At 71.2% G+C, this 16,959-nt stretch carries 15 protein-coding genes and 1 tRNA gene; 7 read left to right on the top strand and 9 right to left on the bottom strand.

Annotated elements, in window-relative coordinates; genetic code table 11:
* Window positions 1-25: 25 nt before the first annotated feature.
* Window positions 26-1,501 carry an MFS transporter gene (locus Cs7R123_RS19055; protein ID WP_212828280.1) on the top strand — a complete coding sequence of 492 codons (1,476 nt, stop codon included), beginning with the start codon at window positions 26-28 and terminating at the stop codon, window positions 1,499-1,501.
* A 6-nt stretch (window positions 1,502-1,507) separates the two neighbouring features.
* Here Cs7R123_RS19055 and leuA read toward each other — a convergent pair whose 3' ends face one another.
* From leuA to Cs7R123_RS40750, 4 genes are all read right to left on the bottom strand, one after another.
* Window positions 1,508-3,211 carry a 2-isopropylmalate synthase gene (gene leuA / locus Cs7R123_RS19050; RefSeq protein WP_212828278.1) on the bottom strand — a complete coding sequence of 568 codons (1,704 nt, stop codon included), beginning with the start codon at window positions 3,209-3,211 and terminating at the stop codon, window positions 1,508-1,510.
* Between the two features lie 255 nt (window positions 3,212-3,466).
* Window positions 3,467-4,717: an MFS transporter gene (locus Cs7R123_RS19045; protein WP_212828276.1), complete on the bottom strand. Its 1,251-nt coding sequence runs from the start codon at window positions 4,715-4,717 to the stop codon at window positions 3,467-3,469.
* A gap of 60 nt (window positions 4,718-4,777) precedes the next feature.
* The gene (locus Cs7R123_RS19040; protein WP_212828274.1) at window positions 4,778-5,332 is read right to left on the bottom strand and encodes a Uma2 family endonuclease; all 555 of its coding nucleotides are present in this window, start codon (window positions 5,330-5,332) and stop codon (window positions 4,778-4,780) included.
* 100 nt (window positions 5,333-5,432) lie between these two features.
* Window positions 5,433-6,188 (bottom strand): hypothetical protein, encoded by a 756-nt coding sequence (locus tag Cs7R123_RS40750; protein ID WP_212828273.1) that lies wholly within the window; start codon window positions 6,186-6,188, stop codon window positions 5,433-5,435.
* A 283-nt stretch (window positions 6,189-6,471) separates the two neighbouring features.
* On the opposite strand from Cs7R123_RS40750, the gene Cs7R123_RS19030 reads away from it, so the two are divergent.
* Complete coding sequence (locus Cs7R123_RS19030) at window positions 6,472-7,737, top strand: aspartate kinase (RefSeq protein ID WP_212828272.1); 1,266 nt, start codon at window positions 6,472-6,474, stop codon at window positions 7,735-7,737.
* An 11-nt stretch (window positions 7,738-7,748) separates the two neighbouring features.
* A complete protein-coding gene (locus tag Cs7R123_RS19025; protein ID WP_212829272.1) occupies window positions 7,749-8,816 on the top strand; it encodes an aspartate-semialdehyde dehydrogenase in 1,068 nt (355 codons plus the stop codon).
* Window positions 8,817-9,035: 219 nt separating this feature from the next.
* Here the strand turns inward: Cs7R123_RS19025 and Cs7R123_RS19020 are convergent, their stop codons facing one another.
* Window positions 9,036-10,520 carry a diguanylate cyclase gene (locus tag Cs7R123_RS19020; RefSeq protein WP_244871914.1) on the bottom strand — a complete coding sequence of 495 codons (1,485 nt, stop codon included), beginning with the start codon at window positions 10,518-10,520 and terminating at the stop codon, window positions 9,036-9,038.
* 284 nt (window positions 10,521-10,804) lie between these two features.
* Here Cs7R123_RS19020 and Cs7R123_RS19015 point away from each other — a divergent pair, with 284 nt between their 5' ends.
* Window positions 10,805-11,392, top strand: a complete 588-nt coding sequence (locus Cs7R123_RS19015; RefSeq protein WP_212828271.1) for a hypothetical protein — start codon at window positions 10,805-10,807, stop codon at window positions 11,390-11,392.
* Between the two features lie 135 nt (window positions 11,393-11,527).
* On the top strand, window positions 11,528-12,418 hold the full coding sequence (locus tag Cs7R123_RS19010) for a hypothetical protein (protein WP_212828269.1): 891 nt from the start codon (window positions 11,528-11,530) through the stop codon (window positions 12,416-12,418).
* A 4-nt stretch (window positions 12,419-12,422) separates the two neighbouring features.
* Here Cs7R123_RS19010 and Cs7R123_RS19005 read toward each other — a convergent pair whose 3' ends face one another.
* Together Cs7R123_RS19005 and Cs7R123_RS19000 are read right to left on the bottom strand one after the other, a co-directional pair.
* Entirely contained in the window at window positions 12,423-13,583 is a 1,161-nt protein-coding gene (locus Cs7R123_RS19005; RefSeq protein ID WP_212828267.1) for a SigE family RNA polymerase sigma factor, read from the bottom strand.
* Between the two features lie 359 nt (window positions 13,584-13,942).
* Complete coding sequence (locus Cs7R123_RS19000) at window positions 13,943-14,308, bottom strand: hypothetical protein (protein WP_212828265.1); 366 nt, start codon at window positions 14,306-14,308, stop codon at window positions 13,943-13,945.
* Window positions 14,309-14,497: 189 nt separating this feature from the next.
* Here Cs7R123_RS19000 and Cs7R123_RS18995 point away from each other — a divergent pair, with 189 nt between their 5' ends.
* The gene (locus tag Cs7R123_RS18995; RefSeq protein WP_212828264.1) at window positions 14,498-15,301 is read left to right on the top strand and encodes a phosphotransferase; all 804 of its coding nucleotides are present in this window, start codon (window positions 14,498-14,500) and stop codon (window positions 15,299-15,301) included.
* 74 nt (window positions 15,302-15,375) lie between these two features.
* On the opposite strand, the gene Cs7R123_RS18990 is transcribed toward Cs7R123_RS18995, so the two are convergent.
* Both Cs7R123_RS18990 and Cs7R123_RS18985 read right to left on the bottom strand, forming a co-directional pair.
* Window positions 15,376-15,449: transfer RNA gene (locus Cs7R123_RS18990), tRNA-Pro, on the bottom strand.
* A 58-nt stretch (window positions 15,450-15,507) separates the two neighbouring features.
* Complete coding sequence (locus Cs7R123_RS18985; RefSeq protein ID WP_212828262.1) at window positions 15,508-16,383, bottom strand: metallophosphoesterase; 876 nt, start codon at window positions 16,381-16,383, stop codon at window positions 15,508-15,510.
* A gap of 87 nt (window positions 16,384-16,470) precedes the next feature.
* Here Cs7R123_RS18985 and Cs7R123_RS18980 point away from each other — a divergent pair, with 87 nt between their 5' ends.
* Window positions 16,471-16,923: a GatB/YqeY domain-containing protein gene (locus tag Cs7R123_RS18980; protein ID WP_212828260.1), complete on the top strand. Its 453-nt coding sequence runs from the start codon at window positions 16,471-16,473 to the stop codon at window positions 16,921-16,923.
* The last annotated feature ends 36 nt before the right edge of the window (window positions 16,924-16,959 follow it).

Raw genomic sequence — 16,959 nt, 5'->3', positions numbered from 1 at the left:
TGCGTTCGGCGCGACGGCGACGAGAATGGTGCGGGTGGACGGTGGGGGACTGGTGCTGCGCAGCCGCGCGGGCAAGGGGACGCTGGCCGCGGCGGTGCTCGCCTCCGGCATGGCCTTCCTCGACTCCACCGTCGTGAACGTGGCGCTGCCCTCGCTCGGCCGCGACTTCGGGGCGACCCTGGCGCAGCTCCAGTGGGTGATCAGCGGCTACACGCTGACGCTGGCGGCGTTCGTGCTGCTCGGCGGGGCGCTCGGCGACCACTGGGGACGGCGCCGGATGTTCGTCGTCGGCGTCGTCTGGTTCACCGTCGCCTCGGTGGCCTGCGGCGTGGCCCCGACCGTCGAGCTGCTGATCGCCGCGCGGATCGTGCAGGGCGTGGGCGCCGCGCTGCTCACGCCGGGCTCGCTGGCGCTGCTCCAGGCCTCGTTCACCGCCGACGACCGGGCACGCGCCATCGGGGCGTGGTCCGGGCTGGCCGGGGTCACCACCGCGCTCGGCCCGTTCGTCGGCGGGGTGCTGATCGACCAGGCGTCGTGGCGCTGGATCTTCCTGATAAACGTGCCGCTGGCGGCGGTGGCGGTGCTGCTGGCGCGGCGGTACGTGCCGGAGAGCCGCTCGCCGGCGGTGGACCACCACTTCGACCTGGCCGGCGGCCTGCTCGGGGCGGTGGCGCTGGCCGGGCTGACGTACGCGCTGATCGCCTGGCCGGAGCGGGGGTTCGGGTCGGTCGCCGTGCTGGGCGGGCTGATCGTGGCCGTGGCCGGGGCGGTGGCGTTCGTGCTGCGGGAGCGGCACTGCGGGCCGCGCGCGATGCTGCCGCTCAAGCTGTTCGACTCGCGCGCCTTCTCGGTGCTGAACCTCTACACCCTGCTGGTGTACGGCGCGTTCGGCGGCTTCCTGTTCCTGCTGGTCATCTTCCTGCAGAACGTCGTCGGGTACGACGCGCTCCAGGCGGGCCTGTCCACCCTGCCGATGACGCTGCTGATGTTCGCCTTCGCCGAGCGCTCCGGCGCCCTGGCCACGAAGATCGGGCCGAAACTACAGCTCACCGTCGGCCCGGTCTGCTGCGCGATCGGCATCCTGCTGCTGCGCGAGGTGGGTCCGGGCACGGACTACTGGACCGGCATCCTGCCCGGGGTGCTGGCCTTCGGCGTCGGCCTCACCCTGTTCGTCGCCCCGCTGACCGCCGCGGTGCTGGCCGCGGTCGCGGTGCGCCACGCCGGGGTGGCCAGCGGCGTCAACAACGCCGCCGCCCGCGCCGGGTCGCTGCTGGCCGTGGCCGTGCTGCCGCTGCTCGTCGGGCTCACCGGAGAACAGTACGAGCAGGCCGGGCCGATGACCGCCGGTTACCGGCAGGCGGCGCTGTGGGCGGCCGGGGTGCTGGTCGTCGCGGCGGCGGTGGCGCTGTTCGTCTGCCCGCACGTGCCCCTGACCAAGGCCGAGGTGCGCAGACAGAAGGAGGAGCACCTGCCCGAGTACGGCCGGTGCCCCTCCTCGTGAACGTCGTCAGCTGCGGTTGACCGCGCTCGCGACCGCCTTCAGCGAGGCCGTCACGATGTTGGCGTCGACACCCACGCCCCAGCGGGTCTCGCCGTCGACGTCGCACTCGACGTACGCGGCCGCCTGGGCGTCACCGCCGCTGGTCAGCGCATGCTCGGCGTAGTCCAGCACCCGCACCCGCACGCTGTGGTCGGACAGCGCGTGGATGAACGCGTCGATCGGGCCGTTGCCCACCCCGGTCAGGCGACAGGCGCTGCCGTCGAGGTCCGCCTCGGCGGCCAGCTCCACCTTGCCGTCGACCGTGGCCACCGAGTACGAGCGCACCGCCAGGCGGCGGTCGGTCAGGTACTCGTCGGCGAAGATCGCGTACATCTCGGCCGGGGTGACCTCGCCACCGGCGTCGTCGGTGCGGCGCTGGACCACGCCGGAGAACTCGATCTGCAGGCGGCGCGGCAGGTCCAGCTGGTGCTCGGACTTCATGATGTACGCGACGCCGCCCTTGCCGGACTGCGAGTTGACCCGGATCACGGCCTCGTACGAGCGCCCCAGGTCCTTCGGGTCGATCGGCAGGTAGGGCACGCCCCACTCGAAGTCCTCGACCGGCACCCCGGCCTTGGCGGCCTTGCGGGCGTGCGCGTCCAGGCCCTTCTTGATCGCGTCCTGGTGCGAGCCGGAGAACGCCGTGTAGACCAGGTCACCGGCGTACGGGTGCCGCTCGTGCACCGGCAGCTGGTTGCAGTACTCCACGGCGCGCTTGATCTCGTCGATGCCGGTGAAGTCGACCTTCGGGTCGATGCCCTGGCTGAACAGGTTCAGGCCCAGCGTGACCAGGTCGACGTTGCCGGTGCGCTCGCCGTTGCCGAACAGGCAGCCCTCGATCCGGTCCGCGCCGGCCAGCAGGCCCAGCTCGGCGGCGGCCACGCCGGTGCCCCGGTCGTTGTGCGGGTGCAGGCTCAGGATGACCGAGTCGCGGCGCGGCAGGCGGCGGTGCATCCACTCGATCGAGTCGGCGTACACGTTCGGCGTGGCCATCTCGACGGTGGCGGGCAGGTTGATGATCAGCGGGCGCTCGGGCGTCGGGTCGATGACCTCGATCACCGCCGAGCACACCTCCAGCGCGTACTCCAGCTCCGTGCCCGTGTAGGACTCGGGCGAGTACTCGTACCGGATCTCGGTGTCGGGGGTGATCATCTCGGCGTACTTCTGGCACAGCCGCGCCCCGTCGGTCGCGATCGCCGTGATGCCGTCGGTGTCCAGCCCGAACACCACCTCGCGCTGCAGCGTGGAGGTCGAGTTGTAGAAGTGCACGATCGCCCGCTTCGCCCCGCGCAGGCTCTCGAACGTCCGCTCGATCAGGTGCTCGCGGCACTGCACCAGCACCTGGATGGTCACGTCGTCCGGGATCAGCTGCTCCTCGATGAGCTGCCGCACGAACGAGAAGTCGGTCTCGCTGGCCGCCGGGAAACCGACCTCGATCTCCTTGTATCCCATCTTGACCAGCAGCTCGAACATGCGGCGCTTGCGGTCGGGGGACATCGGGTCGATCAGGGCCTGGTTGCCGTCGCGCAGGTCGACCGCGCACCACTGCGGGGCGGCCTCGACGCGGCGGGTGGGCCAGGTCCGGTCGGCGACGTCCACGCGGAACTGCTCGTGGTAGCCGCGATAACGCTGGAAGGGCATCTTGCTGGGGCGCTGAGCTGCAGCAGACATGGGTTCCATGCTCCTTGAAAGTCATGCGGGTCGCGCGATCCGACGCGGTTGTGTGGTCAAGCACACGGGCACGTGGATCGATGTCGTTGACCAGGCAACAGAAATGCCGGGACCGGGAGCTGAACGGAAACCGGCAAACGGGCACGCGCCGCTACTCCGCGACGAGGTGCCGGTGTGGCTGCGCAGTGGGCAGCGGCTAGGCCTCGTCGCGGCAGCGAAGCAGGAGGCTCACGTACCGCATGACAGTGGTCGACTTTACGCCGCTGTGGCCGTTGCGGGAGCAGTTGCCCGAAGACTGGGACGCGAGTCCGCCGCACGTCCCACCACCGGCCCGATGATCAGCGCCCCGACCGCGAACAGCCCGGCGATCACCAGCCAGCCCCACCCGCCCGTGCTGACCGCCAGCGCGATCAGCGCCGCCGGCCCGATCATCATCTGCGCCGACGTGCCCATCCGGTACGCCCCGAGGTACGCGCCCCGCCGCTCCGCCGGCGGCAGCTCGGCCATCAGGGTCCACGCGCCCGCCGACTGAAGCAGCTCGCACAGGGTCAGCAGCACCGTGGCCACCGCCAGCAGCGCCATCGTCAGCCAGCCGCTGGTGCCGCCCGCGAGCAGGTAGACCGGGCAGCCCACCGCCGCGGCGACGCCGCCCAGCCGCAGCGCGCGCACGGCCCCGGGCAGGGTGTGCGTCCCGCTGGTCAGCGCCACCTGCAACGTCGTGGCCATCAATGTGTTGATCAGGGTGAGCACGCCCAGCCACCAGCGCGGCGCGTCGGTGTCGTGCAGCAGCCAGAGCGGAGCCACCTCCAGCTCCACCGTGACGAAGCAGCCCATCACCGCGCAGACGGCGGTGACCGCCAGGTAGGGCCGGTCGCGGAACACCTCCAGCACGCGCGGGCGCTCGGCCCGGGCCTCGCGGCGCTGCCCGGCCCCGGGCAGCCTGGCGATGAAGACGGCGTTGCCGAGCAGCAGAACACTGTTGACCAGCACCATCGCGTAGTACGCGGGCCGGGCGTCGATCGCCAGCGCCAGGGCGGCGAGCCCGGCACCCAGTGACCAGCCGACGTTGAGCCAGGAGCGGGAGAAGGCGAGCGTCCGCACGCGTTCCTTCGGGTCGAGGGCCTCGATCAGATACACGCTGCGCCCGGCCTGTGCCACGGTGCCGAGCAGCTCCACGGCCACGATCACCACGAGGAACGTGGCGAACCCGCGCACGAGCGGCCACACCGCGAACAGCAGCCCCTGCAGCGCGACGCCCCGGCTCCAGAGCATCAGCGGGCCGAGCCGGTCGGCGAGCGAGCTCAGCGGTACGGAGAGCAGCAGCGCCGTCGCCGCGGCGGCGGACAGTCCGAGGCCGATCTCGTGCGGGCGCAGGCCGACGACGCGGGTGAAGAAGACGGCGCTGCCGGTGAGGAAGGTGCCCTGCCCGACCCCGAACAGCAGACTCTGGACGGCCAGCTGCCGGGCGACACCGGCGGGCGGGACCAGGTTCTCGCGTACCCCCATGCCGGACATCCCACCGGACGGGTGCTCATCCTGCTGCCCCGTGCTCGCCGACCTGCGGTTTCAGGATCCTTCGCCAAGACGGGAGACCATGCGGTGTCCGGCTACCTCGTATGCCCCGTCGCGCAGGACGTGCATGGTGATCATGCCGTCGACCTGGTCTGCGTCCGCGTCCCCGCGCACGATCCAGTAGTGCTCGACGCCGAGAGCCGCGTAGACACCGAACTTGTTCACGGCGTCGTTCTCCTCGCTGCGGTCCGAGACGGCCTCGACTACGACGTGGATGACTCCCGCGTCGTGGGTCGTATCGCGAGGTCGGGGCCGGTGCCCGGCGACGAAGACGACGCCGTCGGCGACGAAGTTGTTGCGGCCGCTGCCGCCGCGGACGAAACCGCTGTCCGCGACGTACTGCTCCCCGGCGACCTCGTGCCCGTGGCGGCGCCAGTGCTCCAGGATCATCAGGATGATCTGCCAGTGCCAGATGGTGACCGGCATGTGGACGAGCTCCAGCCTTCCGTCGTGCAACTCCCATGCCCAGCCCCGGTTGGGCGTGGGCAGGTTCTCGAACGTCGCGCGCGTGATCACGCCATCGCTGGGCAGATCGATGGTCACAGTCACGATCATCACCCTCCCTGCTCGACGCGTAAGGAGTTTCAGCGTACCGGCACGGGCAGATCCAGAGATACCGCCGATTCTCGGCTGTGGACAGCGTCTGCTGTCACGCCTTCGGGGATGGGCTCGGGGTGCCGGAGGCCGAGACGGACGGGCTGGGGGAGGGCGGGGCGTTGATCGGCAGCGGCTGGCCGGGCACGATCGGGCCGGGCAGCTGCACGGTCTGCGGGCCCGGCGCGGGCGCCCCGACCAGCATCAGCGTGCCGAAGCCGACCCGGGCCGCGGTCAGCGTGCCGTCGCTCTCGAAGCAGTAGATGCCCGGGTCCATCGGCAGCTTGAGGCTGGCCGCCGACGACTCCACCGAGTAGCAGCGGCCGATGGCGCCCGGCAGCGCGTCGACCTCGGCCACGGCCAGTGCCGCGCGGCGGTCGGTGAGCACGGTCAGCCAGTCGGTGACCAGGTGTTCCAGCTTCACGTCGGCCTTGGCGGGCAGCGCCCCGGGCAGCCGCACGCAGCCGGCGTAGGGGTGGTTGCCCGCGGGCAGGGCGCACTGGTGCAGCGCCCCGGCGGTCCAGACCAGCGCGATGTCGACCTGGCCGCTCTGCGCGCCGCCGGGCAGGTCGATGCGCCAGGTGCGGTCGATCGCCCGGGTGATGGTCACCCGGCGCACCGGCCGTTTCGGCGAGGTGAAGGTGTACGTGGCGACCTGCTTGAGGTCCTTGGCTGCCGCGGCCCGCCCGGCGAGCTGGGCGCGCGGCTCGGTCGGCTCGACCGGACCGGCGGCGGCCGTCGCGCTGGCGCTCGGCGTGGCCTGGGGGACGGTGTCCCCGCAGCCCGACAGGGCGACAGTCGCGACGATCAAGGCAAGGGGGGTGAGGGCAGCCCGACGCACGGGCCCATTGTCGCCGCCCGGTTCCACTCCCCGGCGCACCGCACTCGGTGTGGCGGGTGTCACAGTACAGATTTCTTCCGGCGGGAGCCCGGACCCGGCGGACGACCGGAGGGTGGGCGAGCCGGTGCGGCAGAGGATCTCGTACGCCACCAGCACCGCCGCCCGACTGCTGGGATCGAGCCGCAGGTGCTCGCGGAGGGCGCAGTTAAGCTGAGACGTCCCTAAGCCCTGACGTGGAGAGGAGCCCGGCACCGTGGCCCTCGTGGTGCAGAAGTACGGCGGTTCATCGGTCGCCAACGCCGAGCGGATCAAGCGGGTAGCCGAGCGGATCGTGGCGACGCGCAAGGCCGGCAACGACGTGGTCGTGGTGGTGTCGGCGATGGGCGACACGACGGACGAGCTGATCGACCTGGCTCACCAGGTGAGCCCGCTGCCGCCCGGTCGCGAGTTCGACATGCTGCTGACCGCCGGTGAGCGCATCTCGATGGCGCTGGTGGCGATGGCGATCCACAACCTGGGCTACGAGGCCCGGTCGTACACCGGATCGCAGGCGGGCGTGATCACCACGTCGACGCACGGCAGGGCGCGCATCATCGACGTGACGCCGGGCCGGCTGCGCGGCGCGCTCGACGAGGGCGCGATCGTGATCGTGGCGGGCTTCCAGGGCGTCTCCCAGGACACCAAGGACATCACCACCCTCGGCCGGGGCGGCTCGGACACCACCGCGGTGGCCCTGGCGTCCGCGCTCAAGGCCGACGTGTGCGAGATCTACACCGACGTGGACGGCGTCTACAGCGCCGACCCCCGGATCGTGCCCAACGCCAAGAAGGTCGAGCAGATCACGTACGAGGAGATGCTCGAACTGGCGGCCAGCGGTGCCAAGATCCTGCACCTGCGCAGCGTGGAGTACGCGCGCCGGTTCGGGCTGGCCATCCACGTCCGCTCTTCGTACTCGACCAAGACCGGAACCCTCGTCACCGGATCAATGGAGGACCTTTCCGTGGAGCAAGCACTCATCACCGGCGTGGCGCACGACCGCAGTGAAGCCAAGATCACGATCGTCTCCGTGCCGGACGAGCCGGGCGAGGCGGCCAACATCTTCCGCGCGCTGGCCGATGCCGAGATCAACATCGACATGATCGTGCAGAACGTCTCCACCGAGGCCTCCGGCCGCACCGACATCTCGTTCACCCTGCCCAAGGTCGACGGGCCGACCGCCATGGCCGCGCTCCAGAAGGTCCAGGAGCGCGTCGGCTTCAAGGGCCTGCTCTACGACGACCACATCGGCAAGATCTCGCTGGTCGGCGCGGGCATGCGCTCCAACCCGGGCGTGACCGCGACCTTCTGCGAGGCGCTGGCCCGCGCGGGCGTCAACATCGAGATCATCTCCACCTCCGAGATCCGCATCTCCGTGGTCTGCCGCGACACCGACCTCGACGAGGCCGTCCGCGCCGTCCACGACGCGTTCGAGCTCGGCGGGTCCGAGGAGGCCGTGGTCTACGCCGGTACCGGCAGGTGACGGCCGTGCCCATGCCCACCCCCGGCAGGCTCCCCACCCTCGCCGTCGTCGGCGCCACCGGCGCCGTCGGCACGGTGATGCTCGACATCCTCAGCCACCGCCGCAACGTGTGGGGCGAGATCCGCCTCATCGCCTCGGCCCGCTCCGCCGGGCGCCGGCTGACGGTCCGCGGCGAGGAGGTCGAGGTCGTCGCGCTCAGCGAGGAGGCCTTCGACGGCGTCGACGTGGCGATGTTCGACGTGCCCGACGAGGTCTCCGCGATCTGGGCCCCGATCGCCGTCGCGCGCGGCGCGGTCGCGGTCGACAACTCCGGCGCGTTCCGGATGGACCCGGACGTGCCGCTGGTCGTGCCCGAGATCAACCCGGAGCAGACGCGCAACCGGCCCAAGGGCATCATCGCCAACGCCAACTGCACGACCCTGGCGATGATCGTGGCCATCGCGCCCCTGCACAACGCGTACGGCCTCAAGGAACTGGTGCTCGCGTCGTACCAGGCGGTCTCCGGGGCCGGCCAGTCCGGCGTCGACGCCCTGCACGACCAGCTCACCAAGGTGGCCGGGGACCGGCTGCTGGGCTCGCGGCCCGGCAACGTCCGCCACGCCGTCGGCGACGACCTCGGCCCGTTCGCGGCGCCGGTCGCGCTCAACGTGGTGCCGTTCGCGGGCTCGCTCAAGGACGGCGGCTGGTCCAGCGAAGAGCTGAAGATGCGCAACGAGTCCCGGAAGATCCTCGGGCTGCCCGGCCTGAAGGTCAGCGCGACCTGCGTACGCGTCCCCGTGGTCACCGGCCACTCGGTCGCCGTGCACGCGGTGTTCGGGTCCGAGGTCGACGCGGGCGACGCCCGCGCGGTGCTGGACAGCGCCCCCGGCGTCATCGTCGTGGACGACCCCGGCGCCGGGGAGTTCCCGATGCCCATCGACGCCGTCGGCACCGACCCGTCCTGGGTCGGCCGCATCCGCCGGGCCGTCGACGACCCGCGCGCGCTGGACTTCTTCGTGACGGGCGACAACCTGCGCAAGGGTGCCGCCCTGAACACCGCCCAGATCGCCGAACTCCTCGCCACGGAACTCTCCCGCTGACTGAGGCAAGAAGGGCACCTTCTCATCGCATCGCGCGGTAGAGGGTGCCCTTCTTGACGCCCGTCCCTCCCCGCCTGGCCGGGGTGGGCGTGATGCGTGCAGTTTCGGGGAAGGGATGCGTGCAGTTTCGGGGAAACTGCCGGAATGGGGCCCGAGATTCCAGCACTTTCCCCGAAACTGCTGGAACGCTGTGGCGCTGGAACGCAGTCGGGAGTGCGGTCAGTCGGCGAGGAGGGCGTTGTTGCGGCCGGCTCGTTTGACCTTGTAGAGGGCCTGGTCCGCGCGATACAGGGCCGCTTCGGGGCTCTCCTGCTCGCGCTGGACCGCCACGCCGACGCTGATGGTGCGGCCGGTCGCCCGCGCCGCCGAGAGCAGCCGCTCGGAGATCCGCATCGCCTCGGCGGCGCTGGGCACGTCGATGACCGCGACGAACTCGTCGCCGCCGACCCGGAACAGCTCGTCGCCGAGCCGCAGCGCCTGTTGCAGCGCCGTCGCCATCTGCACCAGCACCCGGTCTCCCGCGGCGTGGCCGAGCGTGTCGTTGACCGTCTTGAACTCGTCGATGTCGATCGCGAGCAGCGCCGTCTGCCCCGGTGTCGCCGTGGCCAGCCGAGCCCCGAACGGGCCGCCGTGCCGCAGCCCGGTCAGCGGGTCGGAGTTGGCCTGGTGGTGCAGCCGCCGCAGCGTGCTCAGCTTCTCCAGGCAGCTCGTGGCCTGCGCCGCCAGCAGTTCCAGCAGGTTCACCATGGCGCTGTCGGGCATGATCGCGGTCTCGTCCAGCACCACCAGCGCGCCGGTCGACGAGGTCACCGACGGAGTGTTCGTCCCCAGCGGCACGGCGATCATCGTGCGGACCCCCGCCCCGGTCAGCGCCTCGAACCCGCGCGCGTCCAGCACCGCCGGATCGCCGAGCGTGTACGACGCCCCGTACCGGCAGGCCTCGTCCAGCAGTGCGGACAGCCGCTCCGGGTCGATCTGCGCCAGCCGGGCCACCAGCGGCCGGTCCCGGGGCTCGGGAGAGCTGGCCGCGATCACGACGTTGCCCGGCTGCTCGGGCTCGCCCGGCTCGGGAACCGGCAGGCCCAGCTCGGGCAGCAGGTCGGGAGCGGGCCGCAGCAGCACGGCCGCGGCCAGCCCGGTGACCTCGCGCGCCGCGCGGCAGGCCCGCATCAGCACCTCGGCGTCGGTCTCGGCGCTGGTCAGGGCCAGCGAGTGCCGCAGCAGCTGCTCGCTGCGGGTCTCCGGCGGCGGGCCGCCGAGCTCGCTGAGCCGGGCGCCGAGCAGGCGTCCGGCCTGCACGATGATCTCTTCCCAGCCGTCCAGCGCCTGGCCCTCGGCCCACTCGGCGTTGAGGACGCCGACGGGGTGGCCGGTGCGGTCGATGATGGGGGCGCAGATCTCGGCGGTGATGGGGGGCCCGAGCCGGATGTAGTCGGGATCGTTGGCGACGTCGAGGATGGTGACGGCCTGGCCGCTGGCGTACACCCGGCCGACCACGCCCCGGCCCAGGGGCACCGCCGAGAACACCTGCCAGGCGCCGCTGGCGGAGACGCAGCGGAGCTGGTCCTTGACGTGCAGCAGCGCCTCGATCAGTGCCGGGGTGTGGCGGCTGAGGACCGTCACGGTGGCACCGCACGCGTCGACCGCACTGCGTGAGGCACGCAATGCCGCGGCGACATCGTCGATGATGCGGTTAAGGGGCACGAGGTGGGGTTCCGCTTGATCCACTATTCCGGGGTAAGGGGCTTACGGCCGCCAAGCTTACTCACCGTGCGCGAGAAATCGGGGTTTCTGAGAACGCCTCGTAGACGGCTTCCGGCGCCGAACGGTGATCCCGTTGTCAGCCAAGGGACCAGCAGATCAGGCCGGTAGGGGTGGAACCGCTGCCCATCTCCCGGATATTGGGAAGGTGAGCTTCGGCACTCCGCGCTGACCTCCCCGCATGCTCGGTGGCAGGCCGGCTTGGCACCGATGCTTACATTGGCGCCGTGACACCCCCCGGTTCCCCGCGAGTGGTCCTTCGCGACTCGACGTGGAAGCAGCGCCTGGCCTTCTCGACCTTCTGGCTGTTCATGGCGGCGGTCGCCGTGAGGGTCCTCTGGGAGGTGGCGCACGATATCGCCACCTCGCCGCAGATCAGCGTGGCGGGGACGGCCTGCGTGGTCGCGCTCGTGCTGGCGATGAACTTCTTCGCCTGGTGCGGCCTGCTCTCGACGTTGCGCGATGCGGCCTGGCTGGCGGGCTCGGCCCTGACCGTGCGCGGCGCGTTCAGCACGCGCACGGTGGACCTGGCTGCCTCGACTGTCCAGGGCCAGGTCCACGACACCAGGGGTGGGCCGTCCATCTATCTCGTCGCGCGGGACGTCGCGACGGGCCGGACGGTGGAGCTCCGCATGGGCACCGGCGGCCGCGTCGACCTGACCCCGCAGCAGCTGGACGCGCTGGCGGACGCGGTCCTCGCGGGCGCGCACCAGCAGGGTGGGGACGGGCGGCACCTGCTGCTGTCGGAGCGGCTGCGGATGTACTACCGCCGACCGGCGCAGGTCGGGCGCTATCTGTGGGCCGACCCCAGCTGACGGCAGGCGCGGAAGCCGGTGCTCTGCCGGCTGTGTCGAGAAGCGACGACGTTCCGCGGCGGCCACCGGGTCGGTATCTGTTGGCAGCCATGGTTAACCTCTGCCTGCCCGCAACCTGACGTTCCGGAGGTAACAGTGCCCCGCGCCGCCCGGAGATCCACGTACCTCGGTGTCGCGACCGCAGCTTTCGCGGCCTGGGCCGCCCTCGGCGCGACCCCCGCGCTGGCGACCGAGCCCTCACCGTCAACCTCGCCGAGCAGCGATGCCACGAAGCCGACTCCGTCGGCGTCGCCCACCCCGGCACAGTGCCCTGGGAACCTGACGCTGACCCAGTTCGGGGGCGGCGGCGCGGTCCCGACTGCCAAACTTCCCGAGCAGCCGATCGTCGAAGTCGCCGCGCTGACCAACGACAGTGGTGCCATCTTGACCGATGGCTGGATCTTCTTCCAGGTGACGCCGTCGACTGACGTCTATCCCCCGACTCTGGGCCCCACGTCGCCGGTCAAGCCGAGCGTGTCCTGGAGCGTTGACGGAGGAGCATGGCATGCGGTCCCGCTGAGGTGGTTCTACGTTGAGCCGAGCCAGGGGCTGTCGTTTTGGACCACCGACGAGATGCCGCTGCACATGGTGCTGGCGCCGCACGTCCGCCACTCATTTCGTTTCCGGATGACGTTTCACCGGGGATCTCCGGTTGGTTCCTACACCATGACCCCCGAATTCGGTGCGAGCTGCACCCCGTTCGTGAGCGGTCACCAGAGATACCACTACGACTCGTCTCAGCAGCAGAACACGATGAGCACCCAGACATCCGCCTCGCCCGTCGGCGGGCCCTCCGCTTCGCCGTCGGCAGCGCAGGCGTCGACCGGCGCCTCCCCGACCCGCATGCCCGATCCCAGTCCGGCCGCTGCGGACGCGTCGAAGGGGCAGCCTGGCGGTCCGTGGCTGGCCGGAGGGGCCGCCGTCATGACCCTTCTCGCCGGATTCGTCGCCGTGAAGGCGGCACGAACCAGGCGGCTGCTTTCGTGACCGGCTAGCACACTGGGTCTACCCAGGACGTTTCCAGCGGGCGCAGCCCTCGTGCTGCCAGGTATTCCTCGAACCTGAACTGGCTGCCGGAGCTCACGAGCTCAGGGATCGGGTTGGGCATGGACGACGGCAGCGAACCCGACCCGGCGACAGTCACCTCCAAGCGGGCGTAGCAGTCACCTGCGGGACGGCCGGGCGCGCCCACGTGGACGCCCGAGGTGGAGGTCACCGTCGCTGACACGGTGGCGTGGCGGGTGAGTTTGGCCACGGTCGCGTTGGCGCCGACATACACGGCCCGGGTGATTTTGATCTTCATCGCCGGGCAGGCTTTCTGGAGCTGGGACGACTTCGCGAAGGTGTCCGAAGCCGGGCTTACCAGCAGCAGCAGCGCCGCCTTCGCGTCGTAAGGGCAGACCGGGGTGCTGGGCCGGGGGGTAGGGCTCGGCGAGGTCGCAGGCGGCGCAGTGCTCGGCTCGGCGCTGGCGGAGGCTGACGGTGACGGGTGCGGGCTGGGCGAGGGATTGGTGGGTGCCGACCCCGTGCTGACCGGGACGAGCGCGCCCAGGGCCAGCGCCAGGGCGCCCAGCAGCAGGGCCGCCGCGCGCGTGGCGTAGCGCCGGGTGACGGTGGTACGGACCGCGGCGACTCCCGGTGGCCGGGTCCGCGCCTGCGAGGCGGCGCGTGCGTCCGCGCCGTCTGCGCCGAGGGCGGCGGCGAGCGTGCTGCGGCCTCGGTGGAGCCAGGCCTTCACCGTGCCCTCCGGTGCCTCCATGAAGGCGGCGACGTCCGCGACGGCCATGTCCGCGAAGTAGTGCAGCACGATCGCCTGGCGCTGGTCCTGCGGCAGCTCCGCCAGGGCGCGGGCCAGGTCGATGTCGCTGCCGGTGGGTTCGGGCACGTCCGCCGGTGCCAGGTCGCGCTGCCACAGCCGGACCAGGCGGGTACGCCGCCAGCGGCTGACCGCGAGGTTCCAGGCGACCCGCCGTACCCAGGAATGGGGGTCCTCGTAGCGGGAGACTGTCGACCACTTGCCGAACGCTCGGCAGAACGCCTCCTGCACGAGGTCCTGTGCCTCGGCGTGGCTGCCGACGAAGGCGTGCAATTGGGATGTCAGCGGGCCGAACGCCGCGGAGTAGAACTCGGCGAAGTCACGCTGGCCCTGCACCTGATCTCCCGGGACGAAGGTGGTCGAGTATGGCGCTACGGCAGGCGCGGAGACTCTCGTCCCCGCGCCCCCCCGTTACGCCAGATCCGGCTCGCCACCGCAGTCGGAGTTCCCGTCGCCGGTCAACCCGACGGCCGTGGCAGGCCGTCCTTGCAAAGCGCGGGCGGATGTCAGGCCAGACCAGCCGTCCCTGCCGCTGTCGCCCTCTACACGTCGGGGGACGCATCAGGTTGCGGCGAAATTGGTGACCCCGGTCACAGGCGTCGGATGGCGAGCCTGAGCCGGGTCGCGTTGCGCCATGTTGGCAGAAATGAGGCGGGGCCACCCGGCAGGGTGGCCCCGAGGCATGCTTCCGCCGTTCAGCGGCTTTCTTCCATGGCCGGGTTCACCAACGGAGCCGGAGCCGCCGGAACTACCGGGTTGTACGCGACCGCAGCGGCCGCGGCCGCCTTCTCGTTGCGCTTGGCGATGATCGTCTTGACGGTGTGGAAGATCAGCGCCACCGGCACGATGAAGGCCTTGAACAGGATGAGGTACGACCCGCCGTCGAAGACGAAGGCGAGGTACAGGCCGTAGGCGAGGAAGCCGATGCCGAACAGCAGGTTGGCGATCCGAGCGCCCTTGGACGACTCCGGCGCGGTCAGCGCCAGCAGGATCACCCCACTGAGCAGTAGCAGCACGACGTACGTCGAGAACAATGGTTCGAGGGAGAAATCGATGTTCACAGAGGTCTCCGAAAATGCGGGGGGCACAGAGCCTGCCGAATGTAGGGGGCCTGTGACCTCGGCGTCTGTCCCGAACGCTGGCATTCTGGTGCCGACTCCGGCGCCAAGGGACAAACCACAGCCGGAGGCTTTCCCCGTACATGCGGAAAATGCCTCAGCGCCGGTTCTCTGCTGGACTATCGTGCACCGGTGTCTCGCGATCAGCTCCCCTCGACCGTCCTGCACGCGTTCGGCGTCGAAGGGCCGGCCCGACGACTGGACGGTGGGCAAGGCGACTCGTGGGCGGCAGACGACCTGGTATTCAAGCCGGACGGCGGTCCGCTGCAGGAATGGCTGGCCGGTGCGCTCGCGGAGGTGACGCCTGACGGCTTCCGTATCGCCGAGCCGGTCTGTACGCGTGACGGTGCCTGGGTCTCCCACGGGTGGTCGGCCACCCGGTGGGTCGAGGGCAGCGAACCGGACTACTCCGCGGTCTCGACGTGGCGGGACATCCTTGCCGCCGGCCGCGCATTCCACCGGGCGGTAGCTCATCTCGGCCGCCCGGACTTCCTGGAAGCGCGGCAGGACTGGTGGGCGCGGGCGGACAGGGCGGTGTGGGGTGAGCAGGAGATCCAGTTCCGCCCGGAGTTCGCCGCCGTGGCGCGACGGCTGCGGGGCGCACTGGAGCCGCTGGGGCGTCCTCAGCTCGTGCACGGGGACCTGACGAAGAACGTCTTGTTCGCTCCCGGGCTCGCTCCGGCGGTCATCGACATCTCGCCCTACTGGCGGCCGCCCCAGTACGCCGAGGGTGTCGTGGTGGCCGACGCGCTCTGCTGGCACGGTGCTCCGGCGACGCTGTGGAAGACCGTGGATGTACCGGTGGCGGCGGTCGCTCGCGCGCTGCTGTTTCGGATGGCCACGACGAACGAGCGGGTCGCTGCCGGAGCCGATGGGGTCGACCTGCGGGACGAAGCCCGGCGGTACGGGCTCGCAGCCGCAGCCATCGGCTTGTGACACACGAAAGCCCAGGTAAAGCAGTAGGGCCGGTCTCCCGTGAGGGAGGACCGGCCCTACTGGCACTTCTTCTGTCGGGGTAGCCGGATTTGAACCGACGGCCTCTTCGTCCCGAACGAAGCGCGCTACCAAGCTGCGCTATACCCCGAAGCGGTGCTCCGAAATACTAGCCCACCGCCCCGGCTCCGCCAAAACCGGTATCCCCCTCAGCGCGGGATGAGCGTCAGCAGCGTCGCCTCCGGGCGGCAGGCGAAGCGCACCGGCGCGGTCGGATGCGTGCCCAGCCCGGCCGACACGTGCAGCCAGGCCCCGTCCCAGCGGTGCAGTCCCCGGGCGAGCTTGCGCTCCAGCCCGCAGTTGGTGACCAGCGCCCCGAACCCGGGCACGCGCACCTGCCCGCCGTGGGTGTGCCCGGACAGCAGCAGGTCGAACCCGTCGGCGGCGAACGCGTCCAGCACCCGGGGCTCCGGGGCGTGGCTGAGCGCGATCCGCACCGCTGCGGCCGGGTCGGCGGGCCCGGCCGGGTACGCGTCGAGGCCGATGTGGGGGTCGTCCACGCCCGCGAGGTCGACCACGCGCCCACCCGCCTTGATCGTGGCGCGGGCGTTGTCGAGGTCGGTCCAGCCCGCGGCCAGGAAGGCGGCGCGCAGCTCCTCGGTGGGCAGCTCGACGCCGTGCTGGTATTCGCGGTCCTCCCGGAAGTAGCTGAAGGGGCTCTTCCAGACCGGGCCGGTGTAGTCGTTCGACCCGAAGACGAACGCGCCGGGCAGCGCCAGCAGCGGCTCGTACGCGGCGAGCACGCCGGGGACGGCGTCCGGGTGGGCCATGTTGTCGCCGGTGACGACGACCAGGTCCGGGTCGAGGCCGGCCAGCTCGCTGACCCAGCGCTGCTTGCGCTTCTGGCCGGGGGTCAGGTGCAGGTCCGACAGGTGCAGCACGCGCAGCGGCTCGGCCTCGGGGGCCAGCAGCGGCACGTCGTACCGGCGGAGGGTGAACATGTTGCGTTCGATCAGCGTGCCGTACGCGAGCGCGCCCGCGCCCACCACGACCGCGCCGACGGCGATTTTCCCGAGCGGACCCATGCTCCTAAGGGTAGTTTCATCGCCCATGAGGAAGCACATTGCCTGTCGCGCATCCGGCGGCGGCGGCGAGCGGGGCAGGGAGTCGTCATGGGCCTGAAGGAGCAGCTGACCGAGGACATGCGGGCCGCGATGAAGGCCCGTGACGAGGTGGTGACCGGCACGCTGCGGATGGCGCTGGCCGCCGTCGGCGTGGCCGAGGTGGCGGGCAAGGCCAAGCGGGAGCTGAGTGACGACGAGGTGCTCGCCGTGCTGGCCAAGGAGGCGAAGAAGCGGCGCGAGGCCGAGGTGGCGTTCGCCGACGCGGGCCGGGCCGAGCAGGCCGCCAAGGAGCGGGCCGAGGAGGAGGTGCTGGCGCGCTACCTGCCCAAGCAGCTCTCCGACACGGAGCTGGTGGAGCTGGTCACGCAGACGCTGGCTGCCGGCGGCTTCAGCGGCATGGGCGTGATGGGCCCGGCGATGAAGGCGGTCCAGGCCGCGGTGGCGGGCCGGGCCGAGGGCGGCAAGGTCTCGGCGGAGGTACGGCGTCAGCTCGCCGCCTGAGCGCATACATGAGGAAGGCCCCGGGTCGCCGCTGCT

Source organism: Catellatospora sp. TT07R-123 (genome assembly GCF_018327705.1).
Taxonomy (GTDB): domain Bacteria; phylum Actinomycetota; class Actinomycetes; order Mycobacteriales; family Micromonosporaceae; genus Catellatospora.
The sequence above is the reverse complement of the archived record's forward strand: the minus strand, read 5'-3'. Positions and strand labels throughout refer to the sequence as shown.